Raw genomic sequence first — 24,749 nt, 5'->3', positions numbered from 1 at the left:
CAAGAGTTGTAGCACCTGGCGTTTGAGGAACGTAGACGCGCCCTGCGCGGCTGATCGCAGAGTAACCCAACATTATCAAGGCTTTGTTGGGTTGAGCGCAAGCGAAACCCAACCTACATTTCTTCTTAACTGAACCGTATTTTGTTAAAAGCTTATTTACTAAGCTTTTAGCTTACTTGATTTGTTTTAATACCAATTTCATATGAAACTGCACATTATTTTGACCTCTCCCAACCTCCCACCCCCCTTTAATCTCTCCTTGGCAAGGGGGGACAGAGGGGGGTTGCCGCAGGCGGTGGGGTTCTTTTTATGTATCTTCATAAAGAATTGGTATAAGGCGGGATGATTGATAAATTATTCTGTGTTTGTCTGTGTGCATCTATGGATATTTTCATAATTCATAATTTTCTTACAGGATTCATCCAAGCTTCTAATTTACTAAATGCTTGGGAAGAAAGCAATGTTAAACATAAATATATTAAAGCGACAGCGGTATAAATTTCAAAGGCGCGGTAATTATCTGCAACTATTAATTGTCCTTTACGGAATAATTCTTCAAAACCAATTACAGATACTAAACTCGTATCTTTCAGCAAACTAATAAACTCATTACCCAAAGGTGGTAACATGCGCCGAAAAGCTTGGGGAAAAATGATGTAATGCATAGTTTGTAAAGAACTTAAACCCAATGATTGTGCAGCTTCTGATTGTCCTATTTCTATAGATTGAATCCCAGCACGGACAATCTCTGCTATATAAGCAGCAGAATTTAAACTTAATGCGATGACTGCTGCTACTAGGCGATTAAAATTAAATGTAAAACCAAGCTCTTGCGTAATCGCAGGTATACCAAAATAAATCATAAAAATTTGCACTAACAACGGCGTTCCTCGAAAAAAGTCAATATACCCTCGTGCTATCCAACGTAAAGGTTTAAACTGAGAATTGCGGATAATTCCAATTAAAGAACCGCCAACTAAACCTAAAATTACAGTCATTATTGTTAGTTGTAACGTTACTAAAGCACCCTGTAACAAAATTGGAATAAATTTTAAAATTATACTTATAGAAGAAGCTAGTGCAGATACTCCAGTCCCAGTATCATTAGTAAAGGGTGATTTTTCAGGTAAATTAGGTGGCGTTGCTTTAAACCATTTTTGATAAATTTGGGCATATTCACCATTTTTTAACACACTAGTCAAACCTTGATTAATTAATGTCAAATTTGGTGATTTTTTTGCCGTAGCAATACCGTAATACTCCTCTGTTAATAATTGCTGAACAACTTTAATTCCTTGGAGATTAGCCGTATTAATTGCGTATAAAGTTACTGGTGCATCATTAATTACCGCATCCACATTACCATTTGCTAACTCTTGCAATGCTAATGGTGCAGAATCAAAGCTGCGAATTTGCGCTCCAGGAATACTCTGAGCTTTTTTCGCGCCAGTAGTACCAATTTGAACAGCAATTTTTTTATTCTGCAAACTTGCAAAATTAGTAATATCTTGATTATTAGCACGCACAGCGATCGCTAACCCTGCCTTAAAATAAGGACGTGAAAAAGAAACCGCTTTCGCTCGTTCCTCTGTGATAGTAATTGAACTAATCGCCGCATCCACCGTTTTTGCTTGTAACGCTGGAATAATCCCATCAAAGGGTATACTCTGAAAATCAACTTTAAAATTAGCAGCGCGAGCGATCGCTCTCATCAAATCATAAGAAAAACCTTCGGGTTGACCACCTTCTCCGATAAACTCAAAAGGTGGAAATGCTGGTTCCGTCGCTACCTTCAAAGTTTTTCCCGTACCACTCACATTTTCGTTAAAATTGCAACCACCAAGCAACAACAAACAACACAACCCCGCAACCAAACCAAACCGCAACCAACCTAAAACCCTCATATTCTCTTCCTTTGCGTCCTCTGCATCTCTGTGGTTTTTTAAATAAACTAAACCTAACACCAATCTTTTCTCCCCATGAATTCTTTTACTCCCGCGATCGCATTTCATAACATCGAAAAAAACTTCGGTTCCCTCAAAGTCCTCAGAGGTATTAGTGGTGAAATCTATCGGGGTGAAGTAGTTGCTGTGATTGGTTCCTCTGGTTGCGGAAAAAGTACCCTACTGCGTTGCTTCAACCGCTTAGAAAAAATTGATAGCGGACATTTAATAGTCAACGGTATTAATTTATCCCATCCCCAATTCAATCAAAAGCAACTGCGACAATTACGCACCCAAGTTGGTATGGTTTTCCAACAATTCAACTTGTTTCCCCACCTGACTGTTTTGGAAAATTTAATACTAGCGCCTTGTAAAGTATTAAGTAAAACCCGCAAAGAAAGCAGTCAACAAGCAGGGTTTTATCTCGAAAAAGTTGGACTATTTGACAAAGCATCAGCTTATCCTGAACAGCTTTCTGGTGGACAAAAACAACGGGTAGCTATAGCTCGAAGTTTATGCATGAATCCTCAAATTATGCTGTTCGATGAACCCACCAGCGCCCTAGATCCGGAACTGGTAGGGGAAGTTTTGCAAGTCATGCAGCAACTAGCAACCGAGGGGATGACGATGATAGTTGTCACCCACGAAATGCAATTTGCTCGTGAAGTTGCTCACCGCGTCATTTTTATGGATAAAGGCATTGTGGCAGAACAAGGCCCAGCTAATGAAGTGATTTCAAACCCTCAAAGCGATCGCCTGCGTAATTTTCTCAGTCGCCTGAATGCGGAAGTGAGGAAGTGACGCGGTGAGTGGGAGACGCAGTGAATCAATCAAAAATATTCTCCCTTGTCCTCCTTGTTCTCCTTGTCCCCGATCCCCAATTTCTGATAACTAAATTCGACATCAAAGACTTCAGCAAAAGACTGGGCTACAGTAACGCGTACTTGCTGGCAAGTTATGTCAGGTATCCAATCGGCTAAACTAGCTACAGGTTTATCAGCTATACCGCAAGGTACAATTTTCTCGAAGCCTGTCATGTCAGGACAAACATTTAATGCAAAGCCATGCATGGTAATCCAACGGCTGACTTTAATACCAATTGCAGCGACTTTGCGTCCTTCTAGCCAAACACCAGTGAAACCAGAAATCCGCTCTCCGACTAAACCATATATTGCCAATGCGCGAATTAATACTTCTTCTAATTGCCGCAAGTACCAATGCAAGTCTTTTCGATAACGATGCAAATTTAAAATTGGATACCCTACTAGTTGACCGGGACAATGGTAAGTAACTTCTCCACCTCGTTCAACTCTATACACATCATACGTATTTTTGTCAAGGTCAAATTTGAGAAATTCCGGGGTAGCTCCTTGCCCCAAAGTGTATACAGGCGGATGTTCTAGCAGGATTAACACGTCGTCTAGATTGGGGTTTTTGATGCGCTCTTGCAGAAGCGATCGCTGCCACTCCAAAGCATCCAAGTATGGCAATAATCCTTGGTCATATAGTAAACATCGGTGTCTGTGTGAAGGAATACTACGGTTCATACCAAAAAACAACTAATTTCCAGATTGAAATGTATAGAAAGTTACAAATAAAGAAGAGAAATTTCAAGCTATGCAAAGGATCTTAAAGGAAAGTAAAGGGAAGCGGTTTTGTAAAATACAAAGTGCTAGTTTGAATATATAACCTAGATTTAACCTCAATGCTGTTAGGAGGAATTCTCTACAATCACCATCACGCCGAGAGAAATAAAAATAAATGGACTGGCTGATGGGTTCTAACTCAATTGTTTTCCATTGAAAAAAGGGATAAAACTCACAATAAGACGCCTATTGTCTATGAAAAGCGAATGCAGCCCATGTTGGAGAAGCAAAGCTAACGATATCTGCGTGAATATCCATGAGCCTTTTTTACACTTGGAGCTATTGCAGAGATTCCTAAATTGATTCAGACTAGGCATGAGTAAGTACTCACCTAAATTTGGCTTAGGGTAGTCGCATCACCAGTACGTTAGGAATTTCCCAATTTCGGCGGCAGTATATAGACCTTAACCGCAAGACGTTACATGTAACGTCTCTACATACCTTATCTTTATTCTCCAAAACAAATACAAATCAAGAGCTTTGAGCGGGAGAGTTTACATGAAGCTTGTCATCCACGGCAAAAATATTGAAATCACCGATGCAATCAGAGAATATGTACATCAAAAAATTGAAAAGGCGGTGAGTCATTTTCAAAACATCACAAATGAAGTGGATGTACACTTGAGCGTAGCTCGCAATCCCCGAATTAATCCGAAGCAAGCGGCAGAAGTTACAATTTATGCCAACGGAAATGTCATCCGTGCCGAGGAGAGCAGCGAGAACTTGTACGCCAGTATAGATTTAGTAGCAGACAAAATTGCTCGTCAATTGCGTAAATATAAAGAGCGGCGCCATGAGAAGAAAACTCATGCCCAAACAACCATTGAAGGAGTAGTACAACAGACAGTAGTCACAGATTTAATTGGCGATCGCGCTCCCGAATTACCTGAAGAAGTGGTTCGGACAAAATATTTTGCCATGCCGCCAATGACTGTTACAGAAGCCTTAGAACAGTTGCAAATGGTGGGACACGATTTCTACATGTTCCACAACAGCGAAACAGGTGAAATTAATGTGATTTACGAACGCAACCACGGTGGTTACGGTGTAATTCAACCCCGCAACAGTAATGGTCATGTAAATCATACCAATGGTAAAAACGGCAAAACTGCTCATGGAAACACTGGCGTCACGGAGGTTTCACACGCACATAAATAAAGCTATTGGTTAGTAGTTAATGGTTAGTGGTTAATGGTTGGTTGTTAAACATTTCCTCCCTCCCTGCTCCAACCACACCGCGAATAATTTGATTGAATTTTGGGGTAGGCGTTTCGTCTGCCCTATTTTATGAATGAAAGAGATAGAACACAAGTAATATCATGTCCGTTTGAACACTTATATTATTCGCCCGTGTCGGTAATCAGTAATAGAAAAAACCAATGACATAAACTCAATTTCAAAATCAAGTTTTGTAGGTTGGGTGTAGCGACAGCGAAACCCAACATTATAGTCTGGTTAATGTTGGGTTACTCCTGTAATTGGAAGTCCCTGAACGGACTAGCGCCAAAATATGAAATAAAATTTAATATTATGTATTTTTTTTCACTATAAATTATGTAATTTTCTGACAATTTAGTTATCTTAGGATTAAGTGGGTCGGCATTCAGTCAAAACATAGTCGCAATAATTATGTTTAGAACCGCTAACTACCTCAAAACTACCCAGATACAGGCGGTTTAAGCCATATTTTTATCAGTAGAGAAATCTTTATGTCTACATAAACTTGTCGCTACGACAAAATCTCATATCAAAGTCTATTTCCGCAAGAAACAAAAAATAATAAGAAAACTGTCTAAAAAGCAAGAGCGAAGAGTCCAAGGGATAAAAAAAGATGAAGGCAGAAAATCATACCGACAAAGACCACCAAGAACGTCTTGTTGTCTCCTATATCTTAAGTGCAGCTTGGTTTTTCGGATTGGGAGGACTACATCGTTTATATAATGGCAGAATTGGTACAGGCTTGTTATGGTTAGTAACTTATGGTTTTTTTGGCATCGGTCAGTTTATAGATTTGTTTTTCATCCCCAACATGGTAGATGAACATGAACTCAGACTCAGATTAAAAGCGGGTGTGTCACCCTTTGGTGTACCTTTGGAACAAGCTGTAGTGGCTTCCGAAGTATATCATCCTACTGGCAATCAACTCGTCCTCAAACTCATCGAAACAGCAGAAAGTCGAGGTGGGATGATCACCGTAACTCAAGGTGTAAAAGCAACTGGAGCCAGCTTTGCAGAAGTTGAAACAGCTTTAAAAGATTTACTGAAATCAGGTTATGTAAGGATAGATAACGACCCCATGACTGGAGCTGTTACCTACCATTTCTATGAACTAGGTTAATTTCTCCCCAGCCACTTTTGACCATTCAAACGCTGCATCAAACCATACACCAGCAAATCTAGTGTAATTTTGCGCTCATCAATTAAGAATGATTCTAGAGTACTAGGCTGTTTCCCTTCATTGCAGGAAAAGGCTTTTTTCCCTTGAATATCTTCATCAGGAAAATATAAGTTGAAGTGGCGCACACCATCTGAAAAGTTACCAACTATTTGCCAACAGTCACCGAGTTGTTCCATTCCTTTGATTGGAATCTGCTGTTTTACAAAAGAAATTTGTAAGTTTTTTACCCCTTCTTGGGCTACAGCTTTTTCTACAGCAGGCAAGTAATATTGTTGGATAAACTCTGAAAATGGCTTATCTTCAACTGCTGGTGGTTTTTCTTTTTTTGCTGTTTTCGCGGCGGCTGGTTTTTCTCCATCTGCGGCTTTATCTGCGGCGGCGGGTTTTTCCCGCTTTGGTGGTGCAGTTTTAGTTTTAGCAGCATTTGGGTTGGTTTCTGGGTTTACCGCTTTTGGATCTGGCGCGTTGGAAGTGGGAATATCTGTCGCTTCAGGAGAATCGGTGCTGGGAGCGTTTTGTTCTGCGACAGTGGGAGCCTGTTTGTCAACGGTGCTGGGAGCCACCTCTCCCGCTTCATTGTGATTGGTTTCTTCTGCCATTGCTCAGATCAATCCTTATGTATAGCTTTAGGGGAGCTTTGGGAGCGATCGCTCACGAGATTATTAGTCATCTTCATTTTGACATAGCACAGCGTATCTATTAAGTAGATCAGCACAAATAAAGCTAACTAGCAACGCTCATTAGCAGATAAATAAGTAAAATTGCACTAATCTCTGGCAATCCTAATAAATGGCAGAATTTTCTGAGCAGGATCACTAGCTATTTGTACCCAAACACTCATCAGTCCTGACTCACTATCAAATTTGAACTCCGGTCTGTTGAGTGTATAGCCTAGCTGTTCTATATTTTTAGAATGTTCATTCAGGTCTTTCGCTGTAATTAAACGTTTATTTCGATCAATGTGAAAATATAAAGTTGCTTGCCACGGTTCAGAATCATTGTGAGCGCGGTCTAGGATAATTCCTAATTGTTCAAAATAACCAATAATAATATTTGCTAACCATTGGTCATCACGAGTTGGTGTAGACCAATACTGAGGACGTTTGAGAGCTTTAATTTCCTCTTCTTTCTGAGCTAGTCGCTCCATAGCTTTTTCTAACTCTGCAATTACGTTTTTGATATATTGCTCATTCTTGGCAGCTAATCGCTCAGATTCTTCTAGTTTTGCTAAGACATCGGTATAACCGTGTTGGTGAAATTCTGCTATTTTTGACAACGCGTTTTTGGCTTTTTCCTGGTTAATAGCATTCTGAAATTGCAGACGTTCGCTAACACTTAAACTTTTGATAAATTTAACTTTTAAACATGCTAAATCTGCATGAATTTGATTATATATTTCTATCGTCTCGTTGACAAAAACAAGATTATCATTCCTTTCAATTTGTGCTATCAAGTTTTTGTAACTAACAGATTTTATTTCAAGATCGGTTTTAAATTTATTCAATCTTTTGATAATTCTTTCATCTTTAATTTGTTTGATTTTGGTATCTATGGATTTTTTCAGTTTTTCAATACATTCTTCAATATGAGAATTTAAAATTTCTTTGATATTGAATAAGAATTTATCTATAACAGCATCGGCAAATAGTTTTTCTTCCTCTGCTTTCCCTTGATAAACTTCTAGTTCAGCCTTGAGATTTGTAATTGTATCTAACAATTTTTTGTTCACTGACTGCTCTAGTCTTAATCGGTTTTCAACTCCGAGTTTAATCTCTACTTCCTTGGTCAATTCTGCAATTTTCTGCTCTCTAGGTTTAATAAAAGCTTCTATCTGATTATTGGCGTTGTCTTCATATAGATGAGAACTGGCTTCATTGACTATGCCGATCGCAGCACTGCTGACAGCTACAATCCAAGCAAGTGTTTTTGCATTTGGATTTTCGCTTTGTACAGCCGCTACAGCAGCTAAGAAGGTTAAACACCCTGCGATCGCGTTGATGATATTCCTGGGCTGTCTTAAAGAGATTTTATGTGTCATAATAATATCCTTAATCTTCTGTTTCACCTACACACCAAACAGCTTGAAACAGATCGTAGCTAAATAAATACCTAATAATAGGTATATACAAATACTCAGAACTTGAGTATTTTTGACCTTATTCTAAATTATCTTGAATGATTTTCTCCTCAAAAACCAAATTATATTCTATTAAATCCTAAACGATACTCATTGCATCTGCTTGAGGGGAATTGCCCCTCTATTACCTATCAAGCAATAAAATCAAACAGCGATCGCTCATTATGAGCCAAGCCAGTATTTTCAACTGTGCTGCTGCTGACATTTTCTGTTTTTTTCACTGATCTCAAAACTACTGCTGAGATATGTCTTAACTCATCTTGATTGATCTGGTATTGCGCCCCTGATTGAGCAGCTTATAGCCACAAACGTACTGCATCATAAGAGAATGAACGTATTGAAACAGCCGTAATAGAGTAATTCAGCAATCTAGTTAGGCAGTTTGAGAAATCTACTGCCGTTTTGAGCGAATCTCTAGTACCAAGTTTTTCATCATCCTATTTTTTCTTCAAAATAGGTTTTTGGCTTGGTTTTTGCTGACGGTTGCTGCGCTCATCAGAATTATTTTTTGGAGTTGGCTGCTGTACTTGCTGTACTCTAGGCTTATCTTTCTGAGATGCTTGCAGGGCGGTAGCTTTATCCTTTTTGGATGCTTTGAGAAATCTGGGTGCAGTTTCTTGGGGTGGAGCTAATAGTGCGACAAAACCGAAAACATCACGCCCAGGCAGAAATTTCGCCTTCAAGGTGACAAATGTTGGCTGTCCTTGATCTTCTTTAGGAGCTTTGGGATTAAATCTAAAGGGTCTGACTGGTGCATCCTTCCAAAGCAAGGGTAAATGACTAGCCTTCATGAATTTTACCTTTTGAGCAGGCTCGGCTTGCTTAATATATTCGAGTCTTTCACGAGTAAAGTTACGAAAAACGGAGATACAAGGAGTAGGACAAACAGGAATAAACTGCCATAGTCCTGAGAATTTAAACTCTAGGTCTAGTAACTCTGCTGAAACTGCTTCTTCAAATCGCCCTTTGTCAAAGCCAACTAGCTGAAAAGCAATGCGATGTGGTTGATCTTTGCGTGGAAAATGAATTGCTTTTGGATAAACAACCAGACGTTGAGTTCGATTACCTGTCGCTTCGATTTCTTTTTGGAGGGCTTCAAATACTTTGCGCTTTCGGGGAACATAAAAAAGTGGGTATTGAGAGCGGCCGATGGTAACAGTGTTTTTACCATCCTCAGTTAAGTTGACCTCCCCAGTAATCACCCCAACTGCTTGAAAGATAGCTCCTGAATCTTCAATTTCTGGTTGTGCTTCAGTATTCTGATTAACTTGCTCGTCAGCAGATGGGGTTTGAAGTGGAGGAGCAGCCTCATACGAATTTGTGGAATCTTGTAGAGACTGATCTGGGGAGTCTGGGGAAGTTTTTTCTTCTTCCCCAGCTACCCCTGCTTGCCCAAAATGCATCAAGGAATGCAACTTAGTATCAGTAGGCTCATTGGGGTTTGGTTCGGCAAATGCCATAATAGTTGTTTTTTTTTGAAATCGCTAATTATTCTATTTTATGGTATACAAATTGTCTACAATTTGTTGTAGACGACAACGTAGACAATTTATAAATAAGACTTTACCATGTATACAACTACGTATACATCAGTCTACAGAATGCCTAGTAAAGTCATCTCGTTTCGGTTAAGTGAAGTCGAAATTCAAGCACTGTCAGCACTACAAACTTCTGAAGATGAGTCACTAAACCAAACTGCGGCTAGGTTGCTCAGGGATGTTCTTGGTACGTCTACAGTCTCATCTCAAACGTCTATGAGTGTAGATATCAGAGAGATAGTTAGACAGGAAGTAGAAGCGATCGCTTTGTCTACACCATCTATTGTTATGGATATGAGAAAAATGGTCAAACAGGAAGTGGAAGTCGCAATCTCCCAGTTAACTATCCATCATGAGGTGCGTACACCACAGTGAATAAAAATATGACTTTTCTTGCTTCAATTGAATTAAGAAAGATTTTATACAGATTCATAAGTTTGTTTGTAAAATTACGAACTTCACTGGTTAAAAATTTTTAAAGCAGACAAACTAAACTTATCTTTTTAACAAACTCCAGTTTTCAAGATGGATGAAGTTTAAATATTACAGTTTATTGCAATTTCTGTTTCAAGCCCAATAACTCAAAGTCATTACGACTACAATAATAAAAACGAACTCATAACGAATATGGATAATATCCTGTTCATCAGCTCAATCTCGACCTCATGAGCAGAAACAGCAACGTTTAAACTAAATTGATGGAGATATCACCCACATGGCTGATCCCAAAACATTGACAACCGCCGATGGTATTCCAGTTGCAGATAATCAGAATTCTTTAACAGCAGGTGAGCGTGGCCCTGTGTTGATGCAGGATTTTCACCTGATGGAGAAGCTAGCTCACTTTAACCGAGAACGGATTCCTGAGCGTGTTGTTCATGCTAAAGGAGCCGCTGCATTTGGCACGTTCACCGTCACTCAGGACATTACTCGTTACAGTAAAGCCAAAGTTTTTTCCGAGATTGGCAAACAAACCCAAGTTCTGCTGAGATTCTCTACTGTGGGAGGCGAAAAAGGTTCAGCTGATGCAGAACGTGACCCCAGAGGCTTCGCAGTCAAGTTCTATACCGAAGAAGGTAACTGGGATTTAGCAGGCAATAATACACCAGTCTTTTTTATCCGTGATCCACTCAAGTTTCCTGATTTTATTCATACACAAAAACGCAATCCCCAAACTAATTACAAAGATGCCAACGCCATGTGGGATTTCTGGTCACTCAGCCCAGAAGCTCTGCATCAGGTAACAATTTTATTCAGCGATCGCGGTACTCCCAAAACCTATCGGCACATGAACGGCTATGGTAGCCATACATTCAGCCTGATCAATGCTCAAGGTCAACGAGTGTGGTGCAAGTTTCATTTTAAAACCATCCAAGGAATTGAAAATTTTACCGCAGAAGAAGCAATTCGGGTTAAGGGAGAAGATCCAGACCATGCAACCCGTGATTTATTTGAAGCGATCGCGCGCGGCGACTATCCTAAATGGCGAGTCTGCATTCAGGTAATGACTGAAGAACAAGCAGCACACCATCAGGATAATCCTTTTGATCTGACCAAGATTTGGAAGCATTCCGAATATCCCTTAATTGACGTGGGTATTCTCGAACTCAACCGCAATCCGCAAAACTATTTTGCAGAAGTTGAGCAGGCGGCCTTTTCTCCTTCTAACGTCGTTCCTGGGATTAGCTTCTCTCCCGATAAGGTATTGCAAGCCCGCATTATGTCTTATCCCGATGCTCACCGCTATCGTATCGGTGCCAACTATCAACAATTACCCGTCAATCAACCAAAGTGTCCGGTGATGCACTACCAGCGTGATGGCGCGATGGCATTGGGCAACAATGGGGGTAGCACACCGAACTATGAACCCAACAGCTACGAGGATACACCGAAGCAAAATTGTGCTTATGCAGAGCCAGCTTTGGACTTAGGCAATGTCAAAGTTGATCGCTATGACCACCGTGCAGGTAATGACGATTATACCCAAGCTGGAGACCTCTATCGGCTCATGACACCCGACCAACAACAGCGTCTGATCCAAAACATTGTAGGCAGTTTGAGTCAAGCAAGAAGTGAGATTCAGATGCGCCTACTTTGCCATTTCTTCCGAGCAGATGTAAATTACGGTCGTCGTGTGGCAGAAGGATTGGGAATTACCATTGATCCAGCCATGATTCCAACCTCAGCTCAACTCATCGGGGCATAAATTACCGGGTATTGGGTATTGGGCATTGGGCAAAAATCAAAAGTTCTTAATTTTGACTTTTGACTTTTGACTTTTGACTTGTTTTGTCCCCCGTATCCTCCTTCTTTCCCTGGTAATAAACTTTAAATCCCCATAAATTCTGGAAGTCAGAATTTATGGGGATTAGGGTTAGGGGGTTAGGGGTTATGTCTTTATTATACTCAATTAAATTACTTTTAGCTTCTCAATTAAAATTTTTTGAACTTGTTTGTGGACTATTTCTACATCGGCGTTGGCATCTATACGTACAATTCTGTATGGGTGTATTTTAGCTAACTCAGCATATCCTTGCTGAATCCGACGATGAAAGGTGATCGCTTCTTGTTCGATGCGGTCTAGGGTTGTGGATGTTCCGCGTTTACGGGCTAATCCGACCTCAACATCAAGATCAAGCCATAGGGTAATATCACTTTCTAAGCCATTGGTAGCAATGCTGTTGAGCTGACCAATCAAACTCATGTCTAAACCGCGACCATAACCTTGGTAAGCAATGGTAGAGTCGGTATAGCGATCGCACAGTATAGTTTTCCCAGCTGCAAGATTAGGTCTGAGTTCTTCTTCTACGTGTTGCGATCGGTCAGCAGCGTATAACAATAATTCTGTTCTATCAGCAATTGGTTGATCTGGTGATTTTTCCAGTAACAAGCGCCTTAAATGCAACCCTAAAGAAGTTCCGCCCGGTTCACGAGTCACTAAAACAGAGATTCCCAGGCTTTGCAACCACTCACTACAAAATTGGATCTGAGTTGTTTTGCCGCAACCTTCCACCCCTTCAAATACAATCAATTTGCCATTCATCGTCAGGAACTCCACGTATCAATTAAAAATTAAAAATAAAAAATTAAAAGTTTGAGGATTAGTAGAGATATTTATGTCTTTATTGAAAATAAGAAATAATAAGACGGAAAGCAACTGTGTATTTTTAAAATAATGTCAGCAGTACCAACAATCAATTTTCGGGAAGCTACTACCCAAGAAGATTATTTGATTGCTCAACACTTTTATCTACTGTGGCAAGATAATAACGTTGCAGCAGCATCGCTCCGTTCTGACTGGCTAGAAACTGTTCTTGAGTTTAATCAAAAAGCACGTCAAAATTTATACTACAAAGCCTTTGTGGCAGAAGTTGATGGCAAGGTGGTTGGCTCTGCCAGTTGTCAGCTTTTTGCTGGTCTTTATCCCCATATTTTGATAGATGATCACCGCAGATATGGTTACATTTGGGGTGTTTATGTTGACGCAGCTTACCGTGGTCAAGGTATTGCAAAGCGACTCACGAGTATGGCTATTGATTACCTCAAGGCGATCGCTTGTACGCGAGTAATTCTCCACGCCTCACCTTTAGGTAAACCAGTCTATGATCGCCTGGGTTTTGTACCAAGCAATGAAATGCGGTTGGATATTATAGATTAGTTGGTGGTTAGTGGTGTTTGTCTGGAAAGGGAAGAGGGAATAGGGAACAGGAAAAAGTAAACAAATACCAATAAACTACCAACTATTAATTACTCTTGACCATTGATGATTCAAGAGCCAATGGTTGTGCTGATTGCAGTACTACATCCAGCAAGCCCGGAAACAATTTTTCTAAATCTTCTCGCCTGAGTGAATTTATGTGTTGTGTTCCTTCTTTGCGAGTCCAAACCACGCCAGACTCTCTTAAAATTTTAAAATGGTTGGACATGGTAGACTTGGCGATCGCAAAATCAAAGTCAGCACAGCATTGCTCTCCTTTTGCCGCCAATTGCCGCACAACCTCCAACCGCACAGGATCGCCTAAAGCATATAATACTCCCGCCAATGATATATGTTTTTGTTCTGGGTGATACAGCAATCTCATACTTGCACAATCGCATAAATTAGACTATATTTTATTTATTCGATTTTATCGAATAATTGAATTAAATAGGAGGGCAAGAATGTCATCCATTACTAATGTGACAGAAGCCACATTCAAACAAGAAGTCCTAGAAAGTGATACGCCCGTATTAGTGGACTTTTGGGCGCCGTGGTGTGGTCCTTGTCGCATGGTGGCTCCCGTGGTAGATGAAGTGGCTGCTGAATACGTGGGACAGGTAAAAGTGGTCAAGCTGAATACAGATCAGAATCCAACTGTTGCCAGTCATTATGGGATTCGTAGTATTCCCACGCTCATGGTATTTAAAGGCGGTCGGCAAGTCGATACGGTTGTGGGCGCCGTGCCAAAAACAACCCTAGCTAAAACTTTAGCACAGTATCTGTAATTGGGCATGGGGCATGAATCAGTTATCAGTTAACAGTTAACAGTGAGCAGTTAAGAGTGATAACTGATAACTGCTCACTGTTAACTGATTAGTTGTCTCCCTTGTCCCCTATTTAGCAGCGAAAGCAGAGCAAAATCGGAGGAGAATTGATGATAGAACTTTACTATTGGACAACACCCAACGGTCACAAAATTACGATGTTCCTGGAGGAAGCTGAACTTCCTTACACAATTATTCCTGTAAACATAGGTGCGGGCGATCAGTTTAAACCGGAATTTTTGAAGATTGCACCCAATAATCGCATTCCTGCAATTATTGATCGCGAACCTGCTGATAGTGGTGAACCGATTTCAGTGTTCGAGTCTGGAGCTATTTTGCTATATTTGGCAGAAAAAACTGGAAAATTGATTTCAAATAATATACGCGATCGCGTTGAAGTCCTGCAATGGTTATTCTGGCAGATGGGAGGTCTAGGGCCAATGGCAGGTCAAAATCACCACTTCAGCCAATACGCGCCAGAAAAAATTCCCTACGCCATCAACCGTTATGTGAATGAAACAGCAAGATTATACGCTGTGCTGAATAAACGCTTGAGCGATCGCGAATTTGTTGCTGGTAATAGCTATTCAATTGCTGATATCGCCATCTATCCGTGGATTGTTCCTTATGAACGCCAAGGTCAAAAACTAGAAGATTTTCCCCACCTCAAGCGCTGGTTTGAAACAATTCAAGCACGTCCAGCAACTATCCGCGCCTACGAAAAAGCAGAAGCATTCAAAAATCAAACACTGGATGTAGAAAAATCTCGATCATTGTTGTTTAACCAATCAGCGCAGACAGTGCAACCCTCTTGAGAAATTCAATTTTTGGAAAAGATTTCATGAGCGAAAATATCAATTTATTCACCCCATACCAAATGGGTTATTTAGAATTGTCCAACCGTATTATTATGGCTCCCCTCACACGTAATCGTGCAGGTGAGGGAAACGTACCACACGAACTCAATGCAGAGTATTACGCTCAACGTGCAACTGCGGGGCTAATTATTAGTGAAGCAAGTCAGATTTCACCCCAAGGACAAGGGTATCCTTATACACCAGGGATTCACTCATCTGAACAGATAGCGGGTTGGAAGTTGGTGACAAATGCAGTGCATGAGCAGGGAGGAAGAATATTCCTGCAACTGTGGCACGTCGGACGCATTTCTCATCCTGATTTGCAACCGGATGGAGCCTTACCTTTAGCACCATCTGCGATCGCACCAAAAGGAGAAGCATCGACCTATGAGGGAATGAAACCTTTTGTCACACCTCGTGCTTTGGAAACTTGGGAAATTCCAGAGATTGTAGAACAGTATCGCCAAGGTGCAGCAAATGCTCTGGCTGCTGGATTTGATGGTGTGGAAATTCACGCAGCTAATGGTTATTTAATTGACCAATTTCTCCGGGATGGTACTAATCAACGTACAGACAAATATGGTGGTTCTATAGAGAATCGTGTCAGACTGCTGCTAGAAGTGACACAAGCAATCACTGATGTCTGGGATAGTAAACAGGTAGGAGTGCGTCTTTCTCCTAGTGGCACATTTAACGATATGCATGACTCTAACCCAGTAGAAACTTTTGGTTATGCAGCTCAAGCACTCAATCAGTTTGATTTAGCATATCTGCATATCTTTGAAGCTACAGAAGCAGATATCAGATACGGGGCGACAGTAGTACCTACTAGCCTTCTGCGCCAAAAGTACCAAGGTACACTAATGGTCAATGGTGATTACACTTTAGAGAAAGGTAACGCTGTCTTAGCAACAGGAGAAGCTGATTTAGTAGCCTTTGGCAGATTGTTTATATCTAATCCTGACTTACCCCGACGCCTTGCACTGAATGCGCCGTTGAATCAGCCTGACACATCTACATTTTATGGCGGTGGAGAAAAGGGATACACCGATTACCCAACATTAGAAGTGCAACAAACGTACTAAAACATGATTTTTGACGCATTTGTTAATCGCGTCTTTACTCAATTCACACCAATCATCATTTAATATTTTCGTGTAAATCAATTACGTATTCGTCAAATCAGAGGGAAATTCCGATGAATCCAATTACTCAAGAATTGAACAACTTATCAACTCAACCTCTAGATGTGCCAAGTGCCATTCTCCAACGTCGTTCTATCAAAACTTTCAAACCAGACCCCATCGCCCCAGAACTACTGAGACAATTGGTAGGGTTAACAGTTGCAGCACCCAGTAGCTATAACATTCAGGACTGGCGGATTATCTTAGTACAAGATGAGGCGCAAAAAGCTGCTCTGTCAGAAGCAGCTTGGAATCAAAAACAAATTTTGGAAGCACCTGTAACTTTTGTCTTTGCAGCAGATGCAAACGGTGGAGAAAAAGACTTGACACCGATTTATGAACAAGGTTTACAAACCGGTGCTTGGCCAGAGAATGTCATTAACTACTTCAAAACAGCTATTCCCCAACATCAAACTAGTCTTGGAGATAAGCGACGGGAATATGCTGTTAAAGATGCGATGATTGCTGCAACTCACTTAGTATTAGCAGCAGAAAGTTTAGGTTTATCCACCTGCTTTATGAATGGTTGGATTGAGGATAAAGTCAAAGCAGTAATTGGTGCTGCGGATGATCCTGATTTAGCGATCGCAGTTTTAGTACCTGTAGGATATTCAGCACAACCACGTCTAAATCCTGGTCGTTTGCCATTTTCCTACAATGTCTTTGTAGATAGATTCGGAAATCCTTATCAAGTTTAGGTTCAAGAATCCCACGGCTTTTCGTTAAACTGTTGCTAGCGATAGTTTAACAGCCGTGGAAGATCCTCATCACTGATTAACTTTAAACTTCTTCACTGCTGCTTGTAGTTCTTGAGAAATTTGTACAGTTTGTTGCAACGATTGAGAAATTTGGCGTGAGGAGTTACTAGTAATGTCTGACACGTGGGAAATTTCTGTAACTAATTTAGTTACTGCTTGTGATGTTTCTGCTTGAGATACTGTCGCCTGAGAAATTGATTGTACCAGTTCGTCTATTTCGCGAGAAACCCTGAAAATTTTGTTGAGCGAAGTTTTAGCATTTTCCACAATGCGAGAGCCTTCCACTACCTGGATAGTCCCTTGTTCCATGGCTTTAGCAACTTCATTTGTTTCTCGTTGAATGTTCTCTACAATCTGCTTGATTTCTTGAGTGGCGTCAGAGCAACGCGCTGCTAATTCAGCAACTTCAGTTGCAACCACGATAAAACCTCGGTTTCCTTCACTGGCTTTTGAAGCTTCTAGTCCCGCATTGACTGCGAGCAAATTGGTTTGCACAGCAATATCGTTAATCAAGGAAACTATGCGGGATATTTGTTGTGAAGATTCTCCCAGGCGCTTGACTTTTTTGCCTGTATCATCAATCGTTGAGCGTAAGCGAGAGATTTTTTCTACCGTCCCATCTATTGCGGTTTCACCTTCAGTGGCTGTACGAGAGGCTGTATGAGCGACTTGGGCAGCTTTTTGGGCTTTTTCTGCCACATCTACAATTGACAGTGTCATACGCTCCATGCTATTGAGGATAAGATTAATTTCAACAGCTTGTTTGATAGCTTCATCGCTAAGTTGGCTGATTGCACGTTCGTTTCCGGCGATCGCTACATTCACCTCATTTGCATATGTTTTCACTTTGGTGACAATTTCTCTCAGATTCTCAACTACGAAATTAAAAAACTCAGCGACAGTACCAAGTTCTCCTTGTGTAACTTTTGCATGTACTGTCAAATCACCTTTTGATGCGCCTTCGATATCTCGCAACAGCTTGATGATTTGTTGTTGTAATGCTTCTTTTTGTTGATTCTGCTCGCTCGCCATCATTTCTGCATGAGAACGAGATTTTTCTACCTGTGCAATGGTATGTGCTTGCTCTAGAGCATAACCAATGGGAATTGCCAGCTGCTTAAATAGATTTATTTCTGATTGTTGCCATTGACGGGGACCAGAACACTGATGAGCGATTAATAAGCCGTATAACTTGTTGTTCAGCAATATTGGCGTGACTAAATTCGCCTTGACTTCAAAAGCTTCTAGTTGAGCAATATGACATTCAGTCAAATCTGCTTCGTATATATTTTCCAGCGCTTGGATACGACCTTTTTGATATTTGTCTACATACTTTTGAGCAAAACAGGGATCAGCAATCTTTGCACCCAAAGCGCTTGGCCATTCATCACCAACACATTCAGCTACAATTGTTCCTACCCAGTTTTCATCAAAGCGATAGACAATGATTCGATCTGCTTTGATTGCTTCTCGCAAATTTATGACTGCTAAATCCAAAATTTGTGTAGTATTGAGTGAACCATGGAGTCGAAAAGTAATGTTGTTGATTAACTCCATAAGTTTGGCATAGTCTTCTTTTTGGAGAATTTGTTCTGTAAATTTGTCTGCCATGGTGTTAAAATTCACAGCCAAGTTACCGATTTCATCATCAGCAAAAATCTCAGCACGCGCAGAGCGATCGCCTGAAGCCAATTTTTCAGCCGTTTGCTCTAGCTTCTGGATCGGTGTAACAATTACCCTTCTAATAATCAGTGTCGAAATGAAAGAGATTGCTAAGGCGACAACAAGAACAATAATTTCTATCCAAAGACTTTGTCCTAACAATTGATTGAGAACAGTATCTGGAGTTCCCCGTACTAATATCGCGAGCGGCTTTTTGCCATATATAGATTTTGCACCATTATTTGTTTCTATGATTCTATTAGGTACGGCTTTTGCTGCCATTATGTAAGTCTGTTTACCTAATTTCAACCGTGCAGTTACTGTTTTTCCTTGAGCTAGCGTTGCTGCTTCGAGTAAAGATTTACCTGCTTCGGGTAATGCTACATTTGGTATCCCTTGATTATTCTTCTGAGATTTATCTTGTTCTAGGGCTGTTGCTATAGTAAATTCTCCCGTTGGTTTGTATAGATAAACAGCACTGTAACCTCCCCCTGTAGCTTCTAATGTTTCCCTGACAATTGCATCTTTGCCATTCACAATATCACCGGAGACTAATGCACCGATAACTGCTTTTGTTTTTGGGTTTTCGACAGGTGTTACCGTGTAACGAATCAGAGCATCTTCTTGGTTAAAAACATTTGGTAAAGGAGGAGATTCTTTACTCAATTCTGACCAACTGATAATGCTGTTAGCTTTGATTTGTTGAGGTTTATTAAAAATCTCGCTAACTAAGTTATCAGGATTAAATATTTGTCCTTGACGGTCAGTATTAGCATTAGCGACAATCTGCAAATTTTTACCGACAAGTGTAGCGTACTCAATTTTTCTTGCCTGAATTTCATTGATCAGAATTTGCTTAACTTCTGCCTTCAAATTAGGGTTTAAGGTTTGACCTGCATTATGAGTAATGGCAGCCTGAATAATTGCCGAATTGTCTGATTGTCCACGAAAACCAAAGCCCATTTGATTGACTTTGGTATGATAAGCCATGTCTGTAACAGCTATTTCTGATTTCGCTTGTTCTAATGATAAAGCCTGTAAATTAGTACTAATCAAGTATCTTGCTACAAGACTAATTCCTAGAATAGATACCACTTCAGAAGCTATTAAAGCAACTAGCTGCTTGCGGCTAATAGAAAGGTTACAAAACCATTGCCACATAGAGTTTTTGACTTTTTTAGTTCTAGTCAAATTAGTTGGCTCTGGTCTGATATTGTTTTGATAACTATCATAATGACTATTAGTTAATGATAGTTTTGTGGAAGCATATCTTTGACGCGGATTTTGTTTGTCCTTCGATTCATTTACCATAAATTTAGATGCAAATACTCGTCTGTATGAATGAGGAAAAAAATGACCAGTTTTAGCAACCAAACTAATAACTGATATCAGTGGACGAGCGCACCCAGATAATATTTACTTTTTTAAGTAAATAGATACAGTGTAATTATTTTTGATGATGAAGACAAAAAAAGCCCAAATCACAAGTTTTGAATTGGTTGATCGTTATTTCAACCAATTCTCAAATCTTTACATTAATTTGTAACAAGTAACAGTTACGTACTATTACACCCCAATTAAATACTTTTACACTTACTCACAAGCTTTTATTTTGCCGATCTCAGATATATCTTTAGATTGAATTTCATTATTTTAGGCTGTTTTGTTGTTTTAAGCAAGCTTTTTATTTAATTTTTTTTCATTGTTTTCATGTGAAAAGTTTATATTATTAATCCTTCTGAAATGAGAACTTTATGTAATACCAAAAGTTAATATCAAGCTATGAAATGGTTGCTTGCTTTATTAAATTTGGCTGTTAAATCTGGTTATTTTGATTGATTTTGTCTTCCTTAGTAATGCCTGAGATGGTAACAGAATATTTGATTCAGAGCATGTGTCAATATCTGAATTTGAATCATTGCCAATCCCATAAACATTAATAAAATAAGTTTATTTCTCCATTACTTGCAAACTGTAAAATTATCTTGTGTTTATAAATACAAATTAACTTCACATTTAAACTACCCTTAAACAGATGACAAACAAAAAATAATTTTATAGATTTTCTGCTGCTGCGATCGCCATCTTTATAATTGAACTCAAATCAGTTTTGGAAAAAATTTTTCCAAGTCTTGTAATTTATGTCCTGCTTTCAATGCTTCCAGTAATGCTTGAAATGGACTTGTATCAAAAGCTCTTTGGGAGAATCCTGGGAATCAACCCAAAATCTAAAATTCAAAATCGAATGACTTTTTCTGTTTCTAAAAGTGGATATGGCAAAGCTTTGCTAGCATCGTCATAGTATTAGTGTTGCCAAATACTCGTAACAGTATCTAAATTATTGTAGGGAAGGCTATGACTACAACGCTAGCAACGCCCGATTCCATTGAATCTGTCTTAGGTGATGAAGCCAAAGACTTACTGACTTATAAAGCAAAAGTTTCCAAAGATTTATTGCATTTACCAGGGCCAGACTTTGTAGATCGAGTCTGGCTAAATAGCGATCGCAATCCCCAAGTTTTGCGTAATCTACAAACACTGTACTCCACTGGTAGACTTGCTTATACTGGCTATCTTTCCATTTTGCCAGTAGACCAAGGGATTGAACATTCCGCAGGTGCGTCATTTGCACCCAACCCGATTTACTTCGATCCAGAAAATATTATCAGATTGGCGATCGCTGCTGGTTGTAATGCTGTAGCTACAACTTTAGGAGTGTTGGGTGCAGTTTCACGCAAATATGCCCACAAAATCCCCTTCATTGTCAAACTCAATCACAACGAACTCCTGACTTATCCCAATCAATTTGACCAAATTATGTTCGCTTCCGTCGAACAAGCGTGGAATTTGGGTGCTGTTGCAGTGGGGGCGACAATTTATTTTGGTTCCGAAAACTCTACCAGACAAATTCAAGAAGTTAGCCTTGCTTTTAAACGCGCTCATGAATTGGGGATGGTGACAATTCTCTGGTGCTATCTGCGTAATAACGCATTTAAACAAGATCAAGATTATCACCTTGCTGCTGACTTGACAGGACAAGCAAATCACTTAGGCGTAACCATAGAAGCTGACATCATTAAACAAAAGCTGCCAGAAAATAACAATGGTTACACAGCAGTAGCTCAAGCAACAGGTAAGAGTTACGGTAAAACCGACAAACGAATTTACACAGACTTGACAACAGACCATCCCATTGATTTAACTCGTTACCAAGTCTTGAATTGTTACTGCGGACGCGCTGGCTTAATCAATTCTGGTGGCGCATCCGGGAAAAATGACTTTGCAGAAGCAGTCCGTACCGCAGTTATTAACAAACGTGCTGGCGGTACAGGCTTAATTTCTGGACGCAAAACATTCCAACGTCCCTTTGAGGAAGGTGTGCAATTATTCCACGCCATCCAAGATGTTTATTTATCTAAAGAAATAGCGATCGCTTGAATTAGGGAAAGGGGATCGGGGATCAGGAACAAGGGAAGGGGGACAACTTCTCAGTTATCAATTAATAGTTAACAGTTACCAGTTTAATTTGATAACTGATAACTGATAACTGATAACTGATAACTGATTCATCCCCGATCCCCTTTCCCCTACTTCTGGGATATTCTGGAAGAGGTGATAATTGGCTGAGTGACGATGAAGCTGGCAGGAAGAGTAAGTCAAGTTACGCCCTCTATAACTTTAGCGATCGCAGCGAAAGCAAAAGCAATGAAGGGCGAAGGTATAGATGTTTGTAGTTTCAGCACTGGTGAACCGGATTTTGATACCCCAGCCCATATTAAAGCTGCTGCCCAAAAAGCATTAGATGAAGGTAAGACTAAGTATGGGCCTGCTGCTGGGGAACCAAAGTTAAGAGAAGCGATCGCTCGGAAGCTGAAAAATGATAATGGTCTTGATTATAAAGCAGAAAATGTCATCGTCACCAATGGCGGTAAGCATTCTTTGTTTAATTTAATGCTAGCAACGATTGAACTTGGTGATGAAGTTATTATCCCTGCTCCCTACTGGTTAAGCTATCCCGAAATGGTGACTTTGGCGGGTGGTGTTTCTGTAATTGTTCCTACAGATGCGAGTACAGGATATAAAATTACTCCTGATCAATTACGCAAGTCTATCACTCCCAAGACTAAGTTATTTATCCTCAACTCGCCATCTAATCCTACAGGTATGGTGTACACGCCAGAGGAAATTAAAGCCTTGGCGGAAGTCGTGGTTGAAGCAGATATCTTTGTTGTCTCTGATGAGATTTACGAAAAAATTCTCTATGATGGTGCAACACATTTGTGTATTGGCTCACTGGGAGAAGAAATATTTGCTCGTACAATTATCAGTAATGGTTTTGCCAAAGGTTACTCGATGACGGGATGGCGCGTTGGTTATTTGGCAGGGCCAATAGATATTATTAAAGCCGCAAGTACGATCCAGAGTCATAGTACTTCAAATGTATGTACCTTTGCTCAGTATGGTGCGATCGCAGCTTTAGAAGGTTCCCAAGACTGTGTAGAAGAAATGCGCCAAGCTTTTGCGAAACGCCGCCAAGTCATGTTAGAACGAGTCAACGCCATTCCTGAATTGACTTGTCCCCAACCAGATGGTGCGTTTTATCTGTTCCCTGATATCAACAAAACCGGATTGAAATCTCTGCAATTTTCTGACGCTTTACTAGAGGAACAACAAGTAGCAGTTATTCCGGGGATTGCTTTTGGTGCAGATGACAACATTCGCCTCTCCTACGCTACAGATATGGTCACAATAGAAAAGGGTATGGATCGGTTGGAGAAGTTTGTCAAATCACGGATTTAACTGAAACAAAAACTCATCCCATACTCGGCGATCGCTATGTGAATCACAAGGGATAATTATAGTAGTGGACTGTCTAAATCTAATGCAACATTTTAGATTAGACAGTCCACTACTTTAAATTCAGTAGACCGAAAAGTTTTGCGATCGCTCTGGGAAACAGACTCTCGCTTATCCTAAAATTAAGAATCCTTTATTAATCCCAAAAACTATGAGTATCATCATCTCGGATGAAGTATTGCACACAACGCAGATGTCAGAGGCTGAGTTAATGACTGAAATTGCAGTTATGCTGTTTCAAAAGGAAAAATTTACTTTAGGTCAAGCAAGTCGTTTTGCAAAAATGAATCAACTCCAGTTTCAGCGATTACTTGCAAGTCGCCAAATTCCTCTCCATTACGATATTACCGAACTCAGAGAGGATGTAAAAAGTCTAGAAGCAAATAATTGGCGATGATTGTAGTTAGTGACACATCGCCTATAAGTAATTTGGCTGCTATTGGTCAATTAGAATTATTGCAACAACTTTACGGCAGTGTAATTATTCCTACGTCAGTTTATCAAGAAATTCTCAATTCCGGCGATACAGACCCGGCTGTTTTGGCGATTCAAACTGTAAACTGGATTGAAACTCGTTCTGTCGCCAATATTACTTTGCTTCAAACTTTACAAAATAATTTAGACATTGGTGAAGCTGAAGCTATTACCCTTGCTGTCGAATTAAATGCTGATCGCCTGATTGTAGATGAACGAAGAGGTAGAAATGAAGCAATTAGGTTGGGTCTTCGGGTAACTGGAATATTGGGTATATTGCTAGCAGCAAAACAACAGGGATTAATTCCGTTGATACAGCCATTATTAGACGATTTGATTGGAAACGGCTTCTGGATTCGGGAACAATTGTACACAGAGCTATTACAATTAGCCGGAGAGTAATGGGACGCCCAAAATTCCAAAATCCATACAAACTAGACAGGAAAAGACTTTCCAGACCATATTGCCGAAAAACACGTATAAAGGTGCATTTCCGGTGTGCAAGATATGAGCCTCCGACTAGCGGCGCGGAGTCCGCTAGTGATATATGAAAGAAACACAGAAGAGGAAAATTTGAGAGCTTGGCGTTATAATCAGTGATTACCCTGACAGTTAAAGCCGTCTTTACAGTAGACATCTCCAAAAACTGCCTAAGTATCTCTGTAACTAGCTTATAGGGTGCGATCGCCAGTTTCGTAATCAGGCTAGTTTATACGATAGAATAGGGATTTGAGATATTTGTTGTTAATAATCAGACAAAAAAACGTGGTT

General features: G+C 40.1%; 22 protein-coding genes. 14 read left to right on the top strand and 8 right to left on the bottom strand.

The window, feature by feature from the left end; all coding sequences use genetic code 11:
* Positions 1–398: 398 nt before the first annotated feature.
* A complete protein-coding gene (locus tag ACE1AT_RS07015) occupies positions 399–1,904 on the bottom strand; it encodes an ABC transporter permease subunit (RefSeq protein WP_374866684.1) in 1,506 nt (501 codons plus the stop codon).
* A gap of 75 nt (positions 1,905–1,979) precedes the next feature.
* Here ACE1AT_RS07015 and ACE1AT_RS07010 point away from each other — a divergent pair, with 75 nt between their 5' ends.
* Complete coding sequence (locus ACE1AT_RS07010) at positions 1,980–2,744, top strand: amino acid ABC transporter ATP-binding protein (RefSeq protein ID WP_374866683.1); 765 nt, start codon at positions 1,980–1,982, stop codon at positions 2,742–2,744.
* Between the two features lie 29 nt (positions 2,745–2,773).
* Here the strand turns inward: ACE1AT_RS07010 and lipB are convergent, their stop codons facing one another.
* The gene (gene lipB / locus ACE1AT_RS07005; RefSeq protein ID WP_374866681.1) at positions 2,774–3,490 is read right to left on the bottom strand and encodes a lipoyl(octanoyl) transferase LipB; all 717 of its coding nucleotides are present in this window, start codon (positions 3,488–3,490) and stop codon (positions 2,774–2,776) included.
* Positions 3,491–4,087: 597 nt separating this feature from the next.
* On the opposite strand from lipB, the gene hpf reads away from it, so the two are divergent.
* Together hpf and ACE1AT_RS06995 are read left to right on the top strand one after the other, a co-directional pair.
* Positions 4,088–4,747: a ribosome hibernation-promoting factor, HPF/YfiA family gene (hpf, locus tag ACE1AT_RS07000; protein ID WP_374866679.1), complete on the top strand. Its 660-nt coding sequence runs from the start codon at positions 4,088–4,090 to the stop codon at positions 4,745–4,747.
* A gap of 673 nt (positions 4,748–5,420) precedes the next feature.
* Positions 5,421–5,927, top strand: coding sequence for a TM2 domain-containing protein (locus tag ACE1AT_RS06995; protein ID WP_374866677.1), 507 nt, complete (start codon positions 5,421–5,423; stop codon positions 5,925–5,927).
* Here the strand turns inward: ACE1AT_RS06995 and ACE1AT_RS06990 are convergent.
* From ACE1AT_RS06990 to ACE1AT_RS06980, 3 genes are all read right to left on the bottom strand, one after another.
* Positions 5,924–6,586 carry a DUF2996 domain-containing protein gene (locus tag ACE1AT_RS06990; protein ID WP_374866676.1) on the bottom strand — a complete coding sequence of 221 codons (663 nt, stop codon included), beginning with the start codon at positions 6,584–6,586 and terminating at the stop codon, positions 5,924–5,926. The two genes, ACE1AT_RS06995 and ACE1AT_RS06990, sit on opposite strands and share 4 nt — an antisense overlap.
* A 167-nt stretch (positions 6,587–6,753) precedes the next feature.
* Entirely contained in the window at positions 6,754–8,025 is a 1,272-nt protein-coding gene (locus tag ACE1AT_RS06985; RefSeq protein WP_374866674.1) for a hypothetical protein, read from the bottom strand.
* A gap of 536 nt (positions 8,026–8,561) precedes the next feature.
* A complete protein-coding gene (locus ACE1AT_RS06980; RefSeq protein ID WP_374866672.1) occupies positions 8,562–9,584 on the bottom strand; it encodes a hypothetical protein in 1,023 nt (340 codons plus the stop codon).
* A 108-nt stretch (positions 9,585–9,692) separates the two neighbouring features.
* On the opposite strand from ACE1AT_RS06980, the gene ACE1AT_RS06975 reads away from it, so the two are divergent.
* Together ACE1AT_RS06975 and ACE1AT_RS06970 are read left to right on the top strand one after the other, a co-directional pair.
* Positions 9,693–10,037: a hypothetical protein gene (locus ACE1AT_RS06975; protein ID WP_374866670.1), complete on the top strand. Its 345-nt coding sequence runs from the start codon at positions 9,693–9,695 to the stop codon at positions 10,035–10,037.
* Positions 10,038–10,377: 340 nt separating this feature from the next.
* Positions 10,378–11,868, top strand: coding sequence for a catalase (locus ACE1AT_RS06970; RefSeq protein ID WP_374866668.1), 1,491 nt, complete (start codon positions 10,378–10,380; stop codon positions 11,866–11,868).
* Between the two features lie 204 nt (positions 11,869–12,072).
* On the opposite strand, the gene tmk is transcribed toward ACE1AT_RS06970, so the two are convergent.
* The gene (gene tmk, locus ACE1AT_RS06965; protein WP_374866666.1) at positions 12,073–12,705 is read right to left on the bottom strand and encodes a dTMP kinase; all 633 of its coding nucleotides are present in this window, start codon (positions 12,703–12,705) and stop codon (positions 12,073–12,075) included.
* Between the two features lie 132 nt (positions 12,706–12,837).
* Here tmk and ACE1AT_RS06960 point away from each other — a divergent pair, with 132 nt between their 5' ends.
* Entirely contained in the window at positions 12,838–13,320 is a 483-nt protein-coding gene (locus tag ACE1AT_RS06960; RefSeq protein ID WP_374866664.1) for a GNAT family N-acetyltransferase, read from the top strand.
* Positions 13,321–13,405: 85 nt separating this feature from the next.
* Here ACE1AT_RS06960 and ACE1AT_RS06955 read toward each other — a convergent pair whose 3' ends face one another.
* Positions 13,406–13,744, bottom strand: a complete 339-nt coding sequence (locus ACE1AT_RS06955) for an ArsR/SmtB family transcription factor (RefSeq protein WP_374866662.1) — start codon at positions 13,742–13,744, stop codon at positions 13,406–13,408.
* 79 nt (positions 13,745–13,823) lie between these two features.
* Between ACE1AT_RS06955 and trxA the strand changes: the two genes are divergently transcribed.
* The 4 genes from trxA (at position 13,824) to ACE1AT_RS06935 (ending at position 16,925) form a co-directional block, all read left to right on the top strand.
* Positions 13,824–14,147, top strand: coding sequence for a thioredoxin (gene trxA / locus ACE1AT_RS06950; protein WP_016859985.1), 324 nt, complete (start codon positions 13,824–13,826; stop codon positions 14,145–14,147).
* Between the two features lie 149 nt (positions 14,148–14,296).
* On the top strand, positions 14,297–15,001 hold the full coding sequence (locus ACE1AT_RS06945) for a glutathione binding-like protein (RefSeq protein WP_374866660.1): 705 nt from the start codon (positions 14,297–14,299) through the stop codon (positions 14,999–15,001).
* Positions 15,002–15,027: 26 nt separating this feature from the next.
* A complete protein-coding gene (locus ACE1AT_RS06940) occupies positions 15,028–16,128 on the top strand; it encodes an alkene reductase (protein WP_374866658.1) in 1,101 nt (366 codons plus the stop codon).
* Positions 16,129–16,241: 113 nt separating this feature from the next.
* Positions 16,242–16,925 (top strand): nitroreductase family protein, encoded by a 684-nt coding sequence (locus ACE1AT_RS06935; RefSeq protein WP_374866656.1) that lies wholly within the window; start codon positions 16,242–16,244, stop codon positions 16,923–16,925.
* Positions 16,926–16,994: 69 nt separating this feature from the next.
* On the opposite strand, the gene ACE1AT_RS06930 is transcribed toward ACE1AT_RS06935, so the two are convergent.
* Positions 16,995–19,958: a methyl-accepting chemotaxis protein gene (locus tag ACE1AT_RS06930; protein WP_374866654.1), complete on the bottom strand. Its 2,964-nt coding sequence runs from the start codon at positions 19,956–19,958 to the stop codon at positions 16,995–16,997.
* Positions 19,959–21,002: 1,044 nt separating this feature from the next.
* Between ACE1AT_RS06930 and ACE1AT_RS06925 the strand changes: the two genes are divergently transcribed.
* From ACE1AT_RS06925 to ACE1AT_RS06910, 4 genes are all read left to right on the top strand, one after another.
* Positions 21,003–22,085, top strand: coding sequence for a class I fructose-bisphosphate aldolase (locus tag ACE1AT_RS06925; protein ID WP_374866652.1), 1,083 nt, complete (start codon positions 21,003–21,005; stop codon positions 22,083–22,085).
* A 195-nt stretch (positions 22,086–22,280) separates the two neighbouring features.
* Positions 22,281–23,447, top strand: a complete 1,167-nt coding sequence (locus tag ACE1AT_RS06920; RefSeq protein WP_374866650.1) for a pyridoxal phosphate-dependent aminotransferase — start codon at positions 22,281–22,283, stop codon at positions 23,445–23,447.
* Between the two features lie 208 nt (positions 23,448–23,655).
* Positions 23,656–23,901, top strand: a complete 246-nt coding sequence (locus ACE1AT_RS06915) for a UPF0175 family protein (RefSeq protein WP_374866648.1) — start codon at positions 23,656–23,658, stop codon at positions 23,899–23,901.
* Positions 23,898–24,380, top strand: a complete 483-nt coding sequence (locus tag ACE1AT_RS06910; protein ID WP_374866646.1) for a DUF3368 domain-containing protein — start codon at positions 23,898–23,900, stop codon at positions 24,378–24,380. Before ACE1AT_RS06915 ends, ACE1AT_RS06910 begins: the two co-directional genes overlap by 4 nt.
* Positions 24,381–24,749: the final 369 nt, after the last annotated feature.

It is taken from the genome of Pelatocladus sp. BLCC-F211 (genome assembly GCF_041928655.1).
Classification (GTDB): Bacteria; Cyanobacteriota; Cyanobacteriia; order Cyanobacteriales; family Nostocaceae; genus Pelatocladus.
This window is presented reverse-complemented; position numbering and strand designations above follow the sequence as displayed.